Origin of the sequence: Pseudomonas sp. PD9R, from assembly GCF_019200975.1 — a bacterium.
Taxonomy (GTDB): Bacteria; Pseudomonadota; Gammaproteobacteria; order Pseudomonadales; family Pseudomonadaceae; genus Aquipseudomonas.
In genome coordinates, this window is the sequence record NZ_JAHTMR010000003.1 from 152,016 (window position 1) to 167,114 (window position 15,099).

The window sequence follows — 15,099 nt, forward strand, 5'->3', positions numbered from 1 at the left end:
CTGACTTGCTCCTTCCTTTTCTCTTACGTCGCTCAGTGCGACAAACGTTTTTAGCGGTCCTGCGTTACGCTTTTTTATTGCACTTGCTCGGTGGTGGCGGCGTCGTAAGGGTAGATCCGGCGCCATTCGGCAGCCATGTCGACGACGGTCCAGCCACTTTTATTGGCTATGTCCAGGGCCTTGTCCAGGCGGCCGATTTGCGATTGGCGGTCATAGGCCCATTCGCGTTTGGCGTCGGTGTGATGCACCAGCCCCATAAATCGTTTGCCCGGCCCTGCGGCAGTCCACTGCAACATTTGCAGGTCACCGTCAGAGTTGCCGAACGCGAGAATCGGTCGCTTGCCGATAACGGCGTCGATGCTTTCCGGTTTGCCCGGACCGTCATCGTTGTGCGCCAGTTTGGGTGTGCGCAGGATCGACGTTTTGCCATCCTTGTCCTGAAACGCGGTGACAAACGTGGTGCCGATCACCTGCTCGGGCGGGATGCCGTAGACCTTCTCGGCAAAGGCGCGCATGAAGCCGGTGTCACCGCCGGAGACGATGTAGGTCTTGAAGTTCTGGCTACGCAGGTAATCGAGCATTTCCAGCATTGGCTGGAAGACCATTTCGGTGTACAGCTTGCCGGTTTTCGGATGTTTGGCCTGGCTCAGCCAGGTCTTGGCGTAGTCATCGAAGGCTTCGGTGGTCATGCCAGTATGGGTTGCCCCAAAGATCTTCATGATCCCACCCATGCCGGCGGCGGCCAGGGCCTTGTGGTCATTTTCCAGTACCGCCTTGAACGGCTGGGTGGTTTTCCATTCCGGGTGCTGTGGCGCCGTGCGCTTGACCTCTTCCAGGGCAAACAGCAACTCGAAATACATCGGTTGCTCGCTCCACAAGGTGCCGTCGTTGTCGAATACGGCGATGCGGTCCTCGGGTTTGACGAAGTCCTTGCTGCTTTGATCGGTCACTGCCTGGACGAACTCGATGATGTTCTTTTTCGACGGGCCATCGTTCCATGACGGTAATGGTTCGGCGGCCTGCACCAGCAATGGCAGGCTCAAGGCCAGGGTCAGCAGAAACTTAAACCCGTGAATCTGGCGCAGCGATAGCGGGTTCATCATGGGAATTCCTTCTCGTGAACGGGATTGAGTGGTCGCAGTGCGGGAGCGACTGATTCTTTGTTGTGTTCGACCTGACTATGCAGCGTAGTCAACGATTCCTTTAGTTGAAGCAGCGCTTGATCTTTGGTTGTCTCGCGGCCGTAACACGCGCGCAGGAAGGCTTGCAGGCGCGGGCCGAAACCGGTGAGTTTGAGGCCGACGTGGCTGCGACGGGTCCACAGGTACAAGGCGCTCAATTGCGGTGGTTTGGCGTCGAGCTGCGGCGGGATTTGCCGCCAGGCACAGTCGGCGGATTCCAGCCAGGCAGCGTGCCGGGCACGGCGACGTGCCTGCCAGCCGAGGTACGCGCGATGGGCATACGGACGGGCAAACCAGGCGAGCAGTGTGATTCCGAGAAGTAACGCCAATAGGCTCAGGGCCACACCCGAGAGGTGCAGGCGATGGGTCTGGCCGAGTTTTTTCAGGTCTTCGGTGATCGAGAACACCGGCCGATAAGCGCTGTTGGCCGTGGCTTCGAAGGTCACGGCGGGGACTTGTGCCGTACGGGTCTGCTGGCTGCTGGCGTCCCACCATTTCAGTTCGATGGCGGGCAGGGTATGGCGACCTTCGGTGTCGATGCGGTAGGTGACCGTGTCGATACGCTGCCCGCCGGTGAAGTTGCCACGGCCATCGTCGAGCGTGTTGACCTGCGGGTTTTTCGCGTAGCGACTGAGCCCGGTGATATCAGCCAGCGGCGGCGTCGGCAGTGACATGGCCAGTGCGCCGTCGGCTTGCAACGTCAGTTGTCGAGTGAGGCTGTCACCGACATTCAACGGCGTGGCCGAATGGGTGACTTTCTGCGTGAATTGCAAAGCTTGCGCGACGAGAACAGGTTCGCCGGGTTTGAACCCCGGTGGCTGATCGGCGACGAAGTGCAGCGGCTGGCTTTGAGCGCTCAGCTCGGCGCTGGCCTGACCCGGCGTGGCGCGTACGGTCAGGGCCGGGATGTCAAAGCCCTGCGCCACATTCGGGGTGATCTGATAGCGATAGCGCATGCCGTTGAACGATTTGCCATCGAGGGTCTGGTTCAGGTGTTCGGCGTGGCCGTCGGACGGCATCACCAGCGCATCCGGCACTTTCAGGTCGGGCAGGGTGGGAGCGTCGGTGAACCAGGTGTCGGTGAGGACATCAAGTTGCAGTTCGACGATGCCGCCGACCATGGCTGAGGTGGCGGGTTGCAAGGTGGCCTGGACGCGCAGTTCAGGCTCGGCGGCGAAGGCGTTAAGGCTGAGAAAAGAAACCAGCAATGTGCTGAGGAGTCTGGTGCCTGATCGGCCGCCATCGCGAGCAGGCTCGCTCCTACAGGGGGATTGAGGTGCAAACAGTTCCATTGTGGGAGCGAGCCTGCTCGCGATGGCGGCGACACGGCCTATCAGACGGCTCATGGCTTAACCCCCGCCTGATCCTGCAAACTGAATTTCTGCTTCAAGAACTTCGCTGGCGAGGTGCTCAGGTTTTGCAACCATTGCTCATCCGACGCCGCCTGTTCGGTTTGCACCGGTTTGCTCTGGCCCTTGCCCGGTGCCTTGTCCATCTTGATTTCGTCAGGTTTGACCTCGGGGGCGTTTTGTTCGGCGCTTTCGGTGTCTTTCTGCAAGGCGATGGCCAAGGCCAGGTTGGCAGTAGCTTCCGGGAACTGCGGCTGCAACTTCAGCGCCTGGGTGTAGGCCGCGATTGCCCCGTCGAATTTGAATCGGCGCACGTAGATGTTGCCCAGATAGAAATACGCCTGAGGCGTTTGCAGACGCGCAAAGCTGGCCAGCGCCAGATCGAAATCAGCGGCGTTATAGGCGGCAATGCCTTTCCAGTAAGGATCGACAAAATGCGCGGCGGCCTGCGCAAAGTGTTGGTGTTCGAAGGCCCAGCGGCCTTGCTGGTCCGGGGTGAAGAACGCATCGATCAACGCATTGGCTTGTGCCGGTGCCGGTTGCAAGCCGATACCCAGTGTCAGCAGCAACCCGGCCATCCAGTTCACGCTCCAGCCCTTGCGCACGCTGAAGAACGCGATCAACAACAGCGGCCAGCACAGCCAGTAACCGGCGTCCTTCCAGTGCAATTCACGCTGTTCATCGCTGGCACTCTGGAAGTGCTGCTGAGCGTGCAGTTCTACCCAATCCAGATCGTCGTTGTTCAGCGTCAGGCTGCCTAGCGGCGCGTCCAGTTTTGATGCCAGTTGCTTGAGCGAGGCCTGATCAAAATGGCCAAGCTCAGGACGGCCGTTGCTGTCGGTGCGCGGCTGGCCGCTGGCATCGTGAATGACGCCGCCGTCCTCGTTGCCGATCGCCAGAATCAGGACTTGTAGCTCGCTGCCGTCCAGTTGTTTATCCAGACCAGCGAGTGCCGAAGTGTCTGCACCGTCGGTCACCAGCAACAGCGTGCCCGGCGTGTTCTCGGCTGCCAGCAGGCGCGTGGCCTGGTCGATGACTGCGCCGACATTTTTACCCGGTTTGCCGATCAGGTCAGTGCCCAGTGCCTGGATAAAGGTGTCGAGCAAGGCGGGATCGTCCGTCGGCGGCAATACCAGATGGGCGCTGCCAGCGTAGGCAATCAATGCATTGCGCGCGCCTGCGCGACGCTGGATCAGGTCATGCAACTTGTGTTTGGCCGCTTCCAGACGAGTCGGTTGCACGTCGTTGGCGTCCATGGATGGCGACAGATCGACGGCGATGATCAGCGGCGCACGGTTTTCCAGAAAGTCTGGCCGATCCTGTTCCCAGGTCGGCCCGGCGGCGGCCACCGCCCCCAGCACCAACAACGTGCAGACAAGATGCACCGGGCGCAGCCAATGCCTGTCCTGCGGGGTGATCAGCAGGTGCGGCAGCAAGTGTTCGGCGATGTTGCCGCGCAAGCGACGTTGCAGGTCACGGCTGCGACGCCACAGCACTGGCAGCAGGGCGGCGAACGGCAGTAGCAATAGCCATAACGGACGCAGGAAGTGGAAGTCGCTGAGGTTGATGTCCATCTCAGACCTCCTGCCGCGAATGCGCAATGGGCAAACGCGGACGCAGCAGGGCGCCCAGGTGATAGAGCGCGAGTACGGCGATCGCCGCCCCCAACGGCCACCAGAACAGATCGCGTTTGGGCTGATGGCTGAGGGTTTTCACCTGATGCGGGGTGAGTTTGTCGAGGGTGCTGTAGACCTGATCCAGTGCGTTGCGGTCTTCGGCACGGAAGAACTGGCCGTCGGTGGTGGCGGCGATCTGCTGCAAGCCTTGCAGGTTGACCCTGGCTTCACCTTCGGCGTTGGGGTCGCCGATGCCGATGGTGTGAATCACCACACCTTTGGCGGCCGCCATGGCGGCTGCGTGATCCGGGGTAATGGCGCTGCTGGTGTCGTTACCGTCGGTAAGCAGGATCAGGACTTTTTCCTGTTCGTGGGCCTGATCAAGCAGTTTCAGGCTCAAGCCGATAGCGTCGCCAATGGCTGTATTCGGGCCGGCCATGCCGATGCCGGTGTCGTCCAGCAACAGCGACAGGCTGGCGTGATCGAGGGTCAGCGGGGCCTGCGGATAGGCGCCGCTGCCGAACACGATCAGGCCAAGGCGATCTTCTTTGCGCTTGTCGATAAAGCCGTGTACCACTTCCTTGACCGCTGCCAGGCGATTGATTTTCTGGCCATTGGCGTCGGTGAAATCAGTGGTTTCCATCGACTGGGAAAGGTCGATGGCGAGCATCAGGTCGCGCACCGGTTGCTGGCGTTCGATGGGTTTCTCCACGTACACCGGCCGGGCTGCCGCCAGTAGCAATAGCGCCCACACCAACAGGTTCAACAGCAACTGCCAACGGTTATTGCGGGTGCCGGCCGAGCTGGGTGCCTGGCCGACCGCACGGCTCATCGCATTGAAAAACGGCACGCGCACAGCGCTGCGCGCTTCACGATAATCGGGCAAGTAGCGATAACCGAACCACGGCAATGGCAGCAGCACTAACAGCCACGGGTAATCAAGCTGCCACATGATGACGCTCCACCCAGAGTTTGCAGGTGTCGAACAGCTGTTGGCGCTGATCGCTCGGCAGGGCGCGCAGAACTGCTTCAGGAGCATAAGCCAGCACTGACAGTTGTTGACTGAAGTTGGCGGGCAGGGGATGTGCAATATGCCCCTGCAAGAATGCCTGCCAATCATCTTTACCTAACACCGCAGGACCCTGTAGGAGCGAGGCTTGCCCGCGAAGAACGATAACGCGGTCTGCCTTGGAGACCGCAGCGCCTGATTCGCGGGCAAGCCTCGCTCCTACAAAGGACGTGTTCGGCATAGAGATTGCGGTGCGCTTTAGCAACTCTGGAAGCTCACGCAACGCACTCAAATCATCACTGCGCTTTTGCAACTGTGCCAGCCGCACCAACGCCTCGCGCCGATAACGATCCCGCCGCCATTGCCAGTAACGCCGGGCCCCCAGCAGCACAATCGCGCCGACCAATACCGCCAGCAACACCCACCAACCCCACGTTTGAGGCGCATAACTGACCGGCGCTGGCAGCGCGATCTCCTTGAGTTGCTCAATGCTCGGGATGTTCGGGTTCATCGCCGTCCTCCGGCGAGTTTGCCGAGTTCGGCACGCAACTGTTCCTGCGCTTTGGTGGCGGTGCTGAACATCATCAGCGGCACCTGGCTGCGGCGCAGCAGTGTCGCAACGTCCTTGAGGCGTCCACCGAGAAAGTCGCCCAACGGCTGGTGCACCTGACGGCGTTCCACCGCCAGCTCCACTTGCAACTGGCCCTGGGTAATCAGTAGTCGGCCGTTTTTCGGCAGGTTCAGCGCCAACGGATCGTAGACCTGCATGGCGATCACATCGTTGTGCGCCGCCAACTGCCGCATCAGTTGCAAGGTGCGCTCACCAGCGCCAGCAAAGTCGCTGACGATGCAGATCAAGTGATCGTGACCGGCCAGCGCCAGGCATTGCTGCAAGACCTTGTCCAGCTGGTCTTCGCCTTCGGCGTCCGGGTTGGCCGCATTCAGTTCCTGGTTCTGTTGGGCGATGCGGCTGCACAGCGCTTCGATCCGTTTGCGACTGCGCAACGGCGCGATGCTGTCGATGCGCTGATCGTTGAATACCAAGCCGCCAACCCGGTCGCCAGCGTTGAACACCATCCACGCCGCCAGCGCGCCGAGTTCGGCGGCGACGGCGGATTTGAAGCTGCGTTGCGAGCCAAAAAACATCGACATGCGCTGGTCCACGAGGATCAACGCCGGGCGGTCGCGTTCTTCGGTGAAGGTGCGCACCACCGGTTTGCCGGTGCGCAACGATGCCCGCCAATCGAGGTGACGCAAATCGTCTCCCGGCTGATAGCGACGCAGCTCATCGAAATTCAAACCCCGGCCACGCAGACGCGACGCATGGTTGCCGGCCAGGATGCTGCCGCGTGGCTGACGCGCAAGAAAACTCAGGTCACGTGCCTGGAACTCCAGCGCCATTAACTGCGCCAGAGAGACGTAGACCCGCCCATCGATGTTCATGCAGGGATCGCTACTTTATCGAGCAGGCGGTCGAGCACCTGATCGGCTGTCACGCCGTCGGCGACCGCGTCGTAGCTCAGTTGCAGGCGATGGCGCAGGACCGGGTGCACCACGGCGCGCACGTTGTCCGGCGAGACAAAATCCTGGCCTTGCAACCAGGCATCGGCGCGGGCGCAACGGTCCAGGCCGATGCCACCGCGAGGACTGGCGCCGATAGCGATCCAGCGACCGAGGTCGGCATCGTAGTCGGCCGCGTGGCGCGTGGCGTTGATCAGGTCGATCAGGTAACGGTCAATGGCCGGAGACACGTGGATGGCACTGACTTCCCGGCGTGCGGCGAAGATCACGTCCTGAGACAGTTCGAAGCCGCGCACCGCAGCGGTCTTCGCACCGAGTGCCTGTTCTTCTTCACGCAGCAGGCGCAGCACCTGACTCTCGTTTTCCGCGCTCGGGTAATCGAGCAACACCTTCATCAGGAAGCGGTCCATCTGCGCTTCCGGCAGCGGGTAGGTGCCTTCCTGTTCGATGGGGTTCTGGGTTGCAACGACGATGAACAGTTCCGGCAGTACGTGGCTGTTACCGGCCACAGTGATTTGCCGCTCTTCCATGGCTTCGAGCAGCGCGGCCTGGACCTTGGCCGGGGCGCGGTTGATTTCGTCGGCCAGGATCAGGTTGCCGAACAACGGCCCTTGCTGAAAGAGGATCTCGTTTTTGCCGTCGACCTGATGCAGCACCTCGGCACCGGTGATGTCCGAAGGCAGCAGGTCAGGCGTGAACTGGATGCGACTCATCTTGGCATCCAGGTGCTTAGCCAGCGCTTTCACCGTGCGGGTCTTGGCCAAGCCTGGCAGGCTTTCCAGCAGCAAATGCCCGTTCGCGAGCAGGCCCAGGAGAATCTGCCGAATCACCTGGTCCTGGCCGAGCACCGCTTCGGCGATGCTGGCTTGCAGGGCGTTGAGGTCATTGAGTGCGGTCATGGGTTGTTCCTCGCTCAAAACATGAAGGTCGGAATGACCGGAATGAAGGACAGACGGAAATTCCAGCGGCTGCTGATCAGGTCGTCAGGATGAATGGCTGAATACTGGATCTCCCCGGAAATTCGCACCGGCAGCTTGCCGAAGTTGAAGATCCGACCGGCGCCGAGGCCGATGGGGAAGGTCACCTTGTTGCCACCTTCCGCCTTCCAGTTGACCGTGACGTTGGGGGTCATGCCGATCCGCCATTGCTCGGGGCCGGGGATGGCGCGCTGGATGAAGTATTGAATGTTGGTCAGGCTCACATCCTTACGCTTGCTGTCGCCGCCGACCGACCACCAGTGCTGCGGAAACAGGCCCAGGGTCCAGTCTTCGCCCAGATAAGCGGCGACGAACGCCGGGCCCAGGGAGTATTTGCCGGTGCCAAGCACGTCTTCTTCGGCAGTGGGGAACATCGCGGTGGGGCCGAAACCCCAGACCATTTTGCCGCCCCCGGCAAATCGAATCGGTTCCTTGGGCGAGAACACACCAACGTACGCCAGATCGCCGAAGCCGCTGGTGCGGTCGAACGGGTCCTGGATGACCGAGGCGAAATCGCCACGGTCGCTGAGAATGTCGCTCGGGCCCATGCCGATCAGATTGCCGGCACGATGGTTGACCGGGGCGCTGACGTAGCTGATCGGCAGGCGGTTGATCAGGTTCCAGTCCTCACCGATGGAAATCGGGAACGTCGGCATGAAACTGTACTTGCCCAACATGCGTGTGCCGTTGCTGTTCGGGCCTTTGAGTGCGGTGTAGTCGAACTGGTTGAACAGCAGCACCAGATTGCCCACCGGGTTATCCATCAATTTGGAGATCTGTTCGGTGGATGGATCGCAGCCAGCCTTGACCACTTCCTTGAGGTCAATGTCGAAGTTCTGTTGCAGCCGATGACAGGTTTCCGGATCACCCTTGGCGGCGGGTTGTGTCGGCGTATTGCCCAGTGCGGGCAGGTCGCCGCTGGCGCACGCAAAACCGCTGAACAGGACGCTGCAAAAGGTCAATCGCGTATTGATCGCCATCCCTGGCTACCTCCTAGAAAAACGCCAAGGTCATGTTGGCGGAGATACCGTTGCCTTCCGGGCGGTTCTTGGTGTCGAACTCCGGCACCCAACGCAGATTGAAGCTGGCCTGGGCATCAGCGAACTTGCCGCTCCAGCCAATGGCGGGGCCGGCACCGACGGAACGCCCGCGGAAACCACTGTTGGCGCCGCTGCCGCTGTCATCGTTGATCTGCTGGATGTAACCCGCGGCGACACCGGCCGCCCAGCCGTTGCCGAAGCCGTGTGTCCATAACGCATCGAGGGTAAACAGGTCGCCGTTCTGATAATCCGTTGCGTCGTTTTCGGTATAGAACTCCAGGCCGCTGGATAAGGTGAATTCGCCACCCTTGCCGTCGAGATGGGTAAACGCCACGGTGGGCATGAAGGTGTAGGTGTTCTGCCCGGCGTTGGCCAGGCGATCGTCGTTGTAGGCACCCGTCGGTACGTAGATCGGCAGCGAGAACGAGATGTGGTTGACCGCGTCGAAGTGGTAGCCGGCGGCAATGGGCGTCACCAGCATGTCGGCGAATTGCGTGGCTTTATCCTCGGTGCCCAGGGTTCTGCCACGAGGGCCGGTAATGCTTGCGGTCACGTCGGTGTACTGCACCGGTACGCCGATGGCCGAGGCGTAGTTCCAGGCACCCTTGCCGGTGTCCCAGACGTGGGTGAAGTTGGCCATGGTGTAGGAGACTTTCATGTCCAGGCCTGTACTCAATGCGCCAACAATCGGCACTTGAGCGTTGCCCTTGAGATCGCCGTCGTACCAGATGCTGGTCAGGGACATCACCCAGCCCGGCTCCGGCGGCACGATCCCGGCATTGGAAAACACTTGCTGGCCGGTGATCGGTCGACCGACACCGCCTTCAACCGCCATCACCAGCGGACTGCCGCCGACCATGCACAGCGCCAACAGGGGGCGCACTACGAAGGGCTTGATCATGACTGACTCCGCTTACTGGTTTTGTTGGTTGACGGGCGTCAGCAACGGCATTTGCCATTGACCGTTGGTGACTTCCGGTTTAGGCAGATACAGGCGCAAAACGCCATAGAACGGGCCGTTCGGTGCTGGCAGCCAGTTGCTTTGCAGGGCCTTGGCCGGCGCCTTGTTTTGCACGTACAGGGTCAGGCCACCGTCGCTGTCGAGCTTGAGGTCGGGCAACATGCGCGAGTTGATCAGGTAGCGATTGAGCGGGTTGGCATACAGCAATTTGTTTTTGCCGTCGTACATAGTGAGCGACCAGAACGCATCCGCCGGGGGCAGGGCGCCCTTGTCGAAATGCAGGGTGTAATCGTGTTTCGAGGCATCGACCGGTTGGCCGTCCTTATCGACGAAGTAACCGATGTAGTTCGCCTCTTCGGCGGAGTTGCCGAAAATGCCCATGTTGGCGCCAGCGTATCGGTACAGATAATTGCCCTTGAGGTGGTCGCGGGTGCCGAAGAACTCGCCGCTGGTGACTTCGTGAGTATCGACTTTGGTTTTCTTGAACTCGGCGAATTCAGCCTTGCCGTCGGCGATGCCGTCTTCCAATGCTTTGCGTTGATCGGCCGTGAGTGTGCTGACGTTGAACGGCTTGCCCGCCTCGATGCCGATTTTTGCAAAACGCCCGAGCAGGTCTTTTTCCACGTCCTGGGTCGGGGCGAACGAGAGCATGAAATTCAGGTAGCGGAACAGGTCCGGGTTGTCAGTCATGCCCGGAACGGGTTTTGGCCAGGCGATTTTCGGCGCGGCAGGCGGCGCTTTGTGTTTGTCGTAATGGCTCAGGGTTTCAACTTTGTAGCCTTTCTGGATTTGATTGACCTTGGCCAGGTCTTTGCCATCGAACAACTGCGTGCGATACAGCGCATAGGCAATGTTTGTTTCGCTGCGCAGCAATCGGTCGATATTCAGCGGCTGCTGACCTTGCCAGTTGGGCCCGGCGATCATGAAATGGCCGCCATTGTTGCCGGTACTACGGGTCCCCAGATAGGCAAAGTTCTGCGTGTACAAATCGATCAACTGCACCGAGTAATAGCGGTGCTCTTCGATGGGCGGCAGGGTCAGCACCAGGGGTTCGGCACGCAAATCCATCCAGACGAACGAGTAGGGCGTGTCTGCGTTGGGCGTGATAATTGCGGTGTCTTTTGCGGTGAACGCCTTGGCAGTATTGCCAATCTGGTTGAACGGTGCCTTGAAGTTCGGGCCCTTGGTGTCCACGGCCTGGGCGTAGAGCGTTTTGTACATCTCGACCACCGGGAAGCCGTACAAATAGGCTTCCTTGGCGATACCCCGGGCTTCTTCAGGGCTGGCGGTAAAATCGGCCCAGGCGCTGGTGCTCAGGGTGAGGGCTAGTCCGGTCAGTAGAACATTGTGCTTATTCATCGTGCGTCCTTGTTGGAATCCCGCTTCATTCAACGAGCGTGATGTCGTCGAGTTTCCAGCTCTTGTCGAAATAGGCTTCAGTCGGGGCATACAGGCGGAAATAGCTGAACCAGTGTTTGCCCGGCAGCGTTTGCACCCAATTGTTTTCGAAACCTTTTGGCGCGGTCGGGCCGAAGTACAGGTCCACCGAGCCGTCGGCGTTCTTCTTCAGATCCTGGCGGGACGACAGGTCGGCCTTGCGCTGCGGGTTGTCGATCAGGCAACGGCTGTCGATGTCGTACACGGTCATCGACCAGAACTGCTTGGCTGGCGGGTTGGCGCCGACGTGCAGGCGATAGCGCTTGCCGCCATCGAGCCAGTTACCCTTGGCATCGGTGTAGGCGCCCAGGTAGGTCTGGCCAAGGCCCGGGGTTTTCGAAACCATGCCTTTGGTGTTGGTGACCGCTTCGTAAAACCAGGCACTGCGCTCCCACAACTGGTCGTAATAGGCGACGCGCTGCGACGGTTCGGCGATGTTCAGCACGGTGTCCCACTGACGGTCGGGCCAGTACTGGGCACCGGGGAAGCGTTTGGCGAAGGTATTGGCCTTGGCGATCAGCTCGCCCATCTGTGCGCCTTGTTCCAGGGCTTTGCGTTGGTTGTCGTTGGGATTGAAGGGTTTGCCCTTTTCGATACCGAGGCTGGCAAGCATGGCCATGTAGAAACGGTCGCGTTCGTTGACCGGTTCTTTCTGGATGATCTGGTGCAAGCGCTCCCAATACGCCAGGCCTCGTGGCTGGGTGCCGGACCAGGCTTTGCCGCCGGGGGAGAGCAGCTTGGTCTTGCTCGGCTCGGCGCGCTTGGCGTACGGGTACATCTTGAATTGCTCAACCAGCGCCTTGCCCTTGGCCGGGTCCGGATCAAGCACGCGGAAACCCACGAGCACGTTCATGGTTTCCGATTTGGCCAGGTAATACTTGCCGGCATCTGCCGGTGGCTCGGCGCCCGGTGGCAGCACCAGGTATTTGCCACCCTTGCCTTTGTCGGGGCCGGTCTGCCCCATGTCGATGATGGCTCGCTGCCAGAAATCACCGATGCCGCCCGCCGTCGGGCCGGGTGGTAATTCGATTACCAGCGGGCCGGTTTCATTAAGGTCGACGAAACCGAGGATGTACGGTGTGGTGGCGTTGGCGGTGATCACACCCAGTTTGTCTTCGTAACTGTTGAGCACCATCAGGTCACCGCTGTGGGCGCCCAGTTTGTCGCGGAACTCTTCCTGCCATTGCGCATAGGACACCAACGGCAATGCCCATAGGTAACTCTGGGTCGCCTGCTGGAAATCCAGTTCCGCGTACAGTTTGGCGATCGATTCATGGGCCGGCAGTTCGCCTTCCATGGCAATTTTGCCGATCCGGGTGTCGAGGTCCTGGGCGCCGACTCCGCAACTGACGAACATCGTCATCAGGCTGAAACCGGCTGCGCGAAGTGCAGTGTTCATAGTGATGTCCTTACTTGCCAAACGTAACGTTAATACCAGCGTACAGGGTGAACTGCGGCAGGCCATCGCCTTGGCGCTCCACCGTCCACTGGGGTTCGACGAAGGCGTTGAGGATGTTGGTGCCGGACTTCCACGCTTTACCCACACCGAGTCCGATCGGGATGTAGTGAGTGTCGTTTTTCAGGTCGAACGTCCAGGTGCCTGTGGAACGCAGGTACCAGCCTTTTTCCAGGTTATGGATGATGAAAGGCTGAAAGGTCGCCGATTCCACATGGGGACGGTCGTGATCGCCGGCAAACGAGCTCTGGTACTGAACCAATGCACCGAGCAGGCCGCGCGGCGAGGAGTCGATGGCAATGGCGGACAGGCCGGCCTGCCACTTGCCTGTGCCCAATTCATCCTGTTCCGCGGTCGGCGCGGTGATTTGCGGGCCGATGCCCAACTGCACGCCTTCGGTCTTGAGCAGGAAAATATCGAACAGGTTCAGGTCGCCGATACCCGTGCTGTAACCATTGTGTGGATCGGGACGGGTACTGACCGGAAGTGTGACGCGGAGCAATTGCGGGACGCCGATGAAATCATTGGGAGCCATCGGCAAGGCGCCGCGCAACAGCGCGTCGTTGGTATGGACGTTGGTGTCGTACAGCTTGGGCGTGTAGTAATCCTGCAGGTTGACGCCGGGTGCCAGGTTCAGCGGGTTGTTACTTTTGTTGGCAGTCTCGGCATTGTCCGCCTGCGCACAAATCAAAGGCACAAACGAAGCCGCCAGAAGAAAGGCGTGCGTCCCCATTTTGTTAAACATGATTCCCCGGTTCCTTGGTGGCTCATTTGAATAACTCGGCACTTGGCGGCCGTTACGACGTAATCTCTTTGCTATCAAGCCTGTAGGACACGTCTTGTTGACGCTAGCAGCTAACCAGTAATTAGCCAGTCGAAGGGATTAATTCTTTAGTTTTGTGTGCAAAATCTCATTATTTTTGTGTACTAAAAAGTTAATACGAATCAGGCGGTTGGGCGAGGGAGTTAATGCCGACATGACAAAATCCGCCCTTCGTGCGAACACAAAAGGCGGGTATCAACGGGTTTTTGGTGAGGATTCAGAGGCGATCAGTCACTAGGCAACTCGTCAGTACTTCCTGCTCTCCCCAAACACACGCTCTTCCTGCTCCTGCAGTTCCGGCGTTAACTCGGCGCCGAAATCCTCCATTTCAAACACTTGACGAATTTCAATCTCGGGTTCGGTACCCGGCATCGGGTTGGGGCAACGTTTGACCCATTCGATGGCTTCTTCTCTGGACTTCACCTGCCACAGCCAGAAACCGGCGATCAATTCCTTGGTTTCGGCAAACGGGCCGTCGATCACCGTGCGTCTGTCGCCGGAAAAGCGCACGCGGGCACCTTTGCTGCTGGGGTGCAACCCTTCGCCGGCGAGAAGGATGCCGGCCTTGGCCAGTTCTTCGTTGTAGTTGCCCATGGCAGTCAGCAGTTCTTCGCTGGGCATTACACCGGCCTCGGAATCCTGACTGGCTTTGATGATGATCATGAATCGCATGGTTTTATCTCCGCTGGATTTGAATTGTTCGTTTCTAGTCGAACAAGCACCGCGTGAATCGACAGCATGGCGAACAAAATATCTCGATACCCAAACCCCTGTAGGAGCTGCGGAAGGCTGCGATCTTTTGATCTGGATCTTCAGCGGTTTCTCAAGAAATAAAAATTAAAAGATCGCAGCCTTCGGCAGCTCCTACATCGGTAAGTGGTGACTTACCACAATTTGTATCCATAGTAGGTCGCCGGCCCATTTCATGGTTAACTTCGGCCTCTTCAAAATTCTCCACAACAACGATCAGAAGGACTCAGTTCATGGCTCAAGTCACTCTTAAAGGCAACCCGGTTCAAGTCAACGGTCAACTGCCTCAAGCCGGTTCCAAGGCGCCAGCCTTTTCCCTGGTTGCCGGCAATCTGTCCGACGTCACCCTGGCGAGTTTCGCCGGCAAGCGCAAAGTGCTGAACATCTTCCCAAGCGTCGACACCCCGACCTGCGCCACTTCGGTTCGCAAGTTCAACGCCCAGGCCAATGATGTCGCCAACACTGTTGTGCTGTGCATCTCCGCTGACCTGCCTTTCGCTCAAGCTCGTTTCTGCGGTGCCGAAGGCCTGGAAAACGTACAGAACCTGTCGACCCTGCGCGGTGCCGAGTTCATCGAGAACTACGGTGTTGCCATCGCTGACGGCCCACTCAAGGGTCTGACCGCACGTGCCGTGGTTGTTCTGGACGAAAACGACAACGTCCTGCACAGCGAACTGGTCAAGGAAATCGCTGAAGAACCAAACTACGAAGCGGCTCTCGCTGTCCTGAAATAAGCATCACTTACAATTGTTAACGGCCTAGGGGGCGTTCTCATTGAATTTCCCCACCGCGTTGTCGCCTTAAAGCGGGCCAGGCAAGGCGCAGGCCGCTGGTAATGGTCGTTCCCTTTCCAAGGCCTGCAACGCAGGCTGGCCCGCTTTAAGGCACAACCCGAAGGGCCGGGCCTGCTGTTGTGCAGGGCTGCGTTGCTCGAAGCTTGTTTGGAATGACCAAACCACGCTTCTCGCGCCTTGCCCTG

At 59.5% G+C, this 15,099-nt stretch carries 14 protein-coding genes; 1 reads left to right on the top strand and 13 read right to left on the bottom strand.

Annotation, left to right across the window (positions count from 1 at the left end):
- Positions 1-74 precede the first annotated feature (74 nt).
- The 13 genes from KUF73_RS08370 to KUF73_RS08430 all read right to left on the bottom strand — a co-directional run bounded on the left by KUF73_RS08370 (position 75) and on the right by KUF73_RS08430 (position 14,042).
- Positions 75-1,103: an HAD family phosphatase gene (locus KUF73_RS08370; RefSeq protein ID WP_218437568.1), complete on the bottom strand. Its 1,029-nt coding sequence runs from the start codon at positions 1,101-1,103 to the stop codon at positions 75-77.
- On the bottom strand, positions 1,100-2,527 hold the full coding sequence (locus KUF73_RS08375; protein WP_218437569.1) for a BatD family protein: 1,428 nt from the start codon (positions 2,525-2,527) through the stop codon (positions 1,100-1,102). Before KUF73_RS08375 ends, KUF73_RS08370 begins: the two co-directional genes overlap by 4 nt.
- Positions 2,524-4,104, bottom strand: a complete 1,581-nt coding sequence (locus KUF73_RS08380; protein WP_218437570.1) for a VWA domain-containing protein — start codon at positions 4,102-4,104, stop codon at positions 2,524-2,526. The genes KUF73_RS08375 and KUF73_RS08380 overlap by 4 nt, the downstream gene beginning before the upstream one ends.
- A gap of 1 nt (position 4,105) precedes the next feature.
- On the bottom strand, positions 4,106-5,098 hold the full coding sequence (locus tag KUF73_RS08385) for a VWA domain-containing protein (protein WP_218437571.1): 993 nt from the start codon (positions 5,096-5,098) through the stop codon (positions 4,106-4,108).
- On the bottom strand, positions 5,085-5,666 hold the full coding sequence (locus tag KUF73_RS08390; protein WP_218437572.1) for a DUF4381 domain-containing protein: 582 nt from the start codon (positions 5,664-5,666) through the stop codon (positions 5,085-5,087). Before KUF73_RS08390 ends, KUF73_RS08385 begins: the two co-directional genes overlap by 14 nt.
- Entirely contained in the window at positions 5,663-6,598 is a 936-nt protein-coding gene (locus KUF73_RS08395) for a DUF58 domain-containing protein (protein WP_218437573.1), read from the bottom strand. Before KUF73_RS08395 ends, KUF73_RS08390 begins: the two co-directional genes overlap by 4 nt.
- Positions 6,595-7,575 carry a MoxR family ATPase gene (locus KUF73_RS08400; protein ID WP_218437574.1) on the bottom strand — a complete coding sequence of 327 codons (981 nt, stop codon included), beginning with the start codon at positions 7,573-7,575 and terminating at the stop codon, positions 6,595-6,597. The genes KUF73_RS08395 and KUF73_RS08400 overlap by 4 nt, the downstream gene beginning before the upstream one ends.
- Before the next feature lie 14 nt (positions 7,576-7,589).
- Complete coding sequence (locus tag KUF73_RS08405) at positions 7,590-8,633, bottom strand: hypothetical protein (RefSeq protein ID WP_218437575.1); 1,044 nt, start codon at positions 8,631-8,633, stop codon at positions 7,590-7,592.
- 13 nt (positions 8,634-8,646) lie between these two features.
- Positions 8,647-9,594, bottom strand: a complete 948-nt coding sequence (locus KUF73_RS08410) for a transporter (RefSeq protein ID WP_218437576.1) — start codon at positions 9,592-9,594, stop codon at positions 8,647-8,649.
- A 12-nt stretch (positions 9,595-9,606) separates the two neighbouring features.
- Entirely contained in the window at positions 9,607-11,013 is a 1,407-nt protein-coding gene (locus tag KUF73_RS08415) for a DUF1254 domain-containing protein (protein WP_218437577.1), read from the bottom strand.
- Positions 11,014-11,038: 25 nt separating this feature from the next.
- A complete protein-coding gene (locus KUF73_RS08420; protein WP_218437578.1) occupies positions 11,039-12,490 on the bottom strand; it encodes a DUF1254 domain-containing protein in 1,452 nt (483 codons plus the stop codon).
- A gap of 10 nt (positions 12,491-12,500) precedes the next feature.
- The gene (locus KUF73_RS08425; RefSeq protein ID WP_218437579.1) at positions 12,501-13,292 is read right to left on the bottom strand and encodes a hypothetical protein; all 792 of its coding nucleotides are present in this window, start codon (positions 13,290-13,292) and stop codon (positions 12,501-12,503) included.
- A gap of 324 nt (positions 13,293-13,616) precedes the next feature.
- Entirely contained in the window at positions 13,617-14,042 is a 426-nt protein-coding gene (locus KUF73_RS08430; RefSeq protein ID WP_218437580.1) for a YciI family protein, read from the bottom strand.
- A 311-nt stretch (positions 14,043-14,353) separates the two neighbouring features.
- Between KUF73_RS08430 and tpx the strand changes: the two genes are divergently transcribed.
- A complete protein-coding gene (gene tpx / locus KUF73_RS08435) occupies positions 14,354-14,854 on the top strand; it encodes a thiol peroxidase (RefSeq protein ID WP_008030203.1) in 501 nt (166 codons plus the stop codon).
- Positions 14,855-15,099 lie beyond the last annotated feature (245 nt).

What these genes read in the sequence shown, in the direction of transcription:
- KUF73_RS08415 (WP_218437577.1), bottom strand. Translation starts at nt 11,013, where the DNA reads ATGAATAAGCACAATGTTCTACTGACCGGACTAGCCCTCACCCTGAGC.
- KUF73_RS08405 (WP_218437575.1), bottom strand. Translation starts at nt 8,633, where the DNA reads ATGGCGATCAATACGCGATTGACCTTTTGCAGCGTCCTGTTCAGCGGT.
- KUF73_RS08390 (WP_218437572.1), bottom strand. Translation starts at nt 5,666, where the DNA reads ATGAACCCGAACATCCCGAGCATTGAGCAACTCAAGGAGATCGCGCTG.
- KUF73_RS08410 (WP_218437576.1), bottom strand. Translation starts at nt 9,594, where the DNA reads ATGATCAAGCCCTTCGTAGTGCGCCCCCTGTTGGCGCTGTGCATGGTC.
- KUF73_RS08370 (WP_218437568.1), bottom strand. Translation starts at nt 1,103, where the DNA reads ATGATGAACCCGCTATCGCTGCGCCAGATTCACGGGTTTAAGTTTCTG.
- KUF73_RS08380 (WP_218437570.1), bottom strand. Translation starts at nt 4,104, where the DNA reads ATGGACATCAACCTCAGCGACTTCCACTTCCTGCGTCCGTTATGGCTA.
- KUF73_RS08420 (WP_218437578.1), bottom strand. Translation starts at nt 12,490, where the DNA reads ATGAACACTGCACTTCGCGCAGCCGGTTTCAGCCTGATGACGATGTTC.
- KUF73_RS08425 (WP_218437579.1), bottom strand. Translation starts at nt 13,292, where the DNA reads ATGTTTAACAAAATGGGGACGCACGCCTTTCTTCTGGCGGCTTCGTTT.
- KUF73_RS08385 (WP_218437571.1), bottom strand. Translation starts at nt 5,098, where the DNA reads ATGTGGCAGCTTGATTACCCGTGGCTGTTAGTGCTGCTGCCATTGCCG.
- KUF73_RS08430 (WP_218437580.1), bottom strand. Translation starts at nt 14,042, where the DNA reads ATGCGATTCATGATCATCATCAAAGCCAGTCAGGATTCCGAGGCCGGT.
- KUF73_RS08400 (WP_218437574.1), bottom strand. Translation starts at nt 7,575, where the DNA reads ATGACCGCACTCAATGACCTCAACGCCCTGCAAGCCAGCATCGCCGAA.
- KUF73_RS08375 (WP_218437569.1), bottom strand. Translation starts at nt 2,527, where the DNA reads ATGAGCCGTCTGATAGGCCGTGTCGCCGCCATCGCGAGCAGGCTCGCT.
- tpx (WP_008030203.1), top strand. Translation starts at nt 14,354, where the DNA reads ATGGCTCAAGTCACTCTTAAAGGCAACCCGGTTCAAGTCAACGGTCAA.
- KUF73_RS08395 (WP_218437573.1), bottom strand. Translation starts at nt 6,598, where the DNA reads ATGAACATCGATGGGCGGGTCTACGTCTCTCTGGCGCAGTTAATGGCG.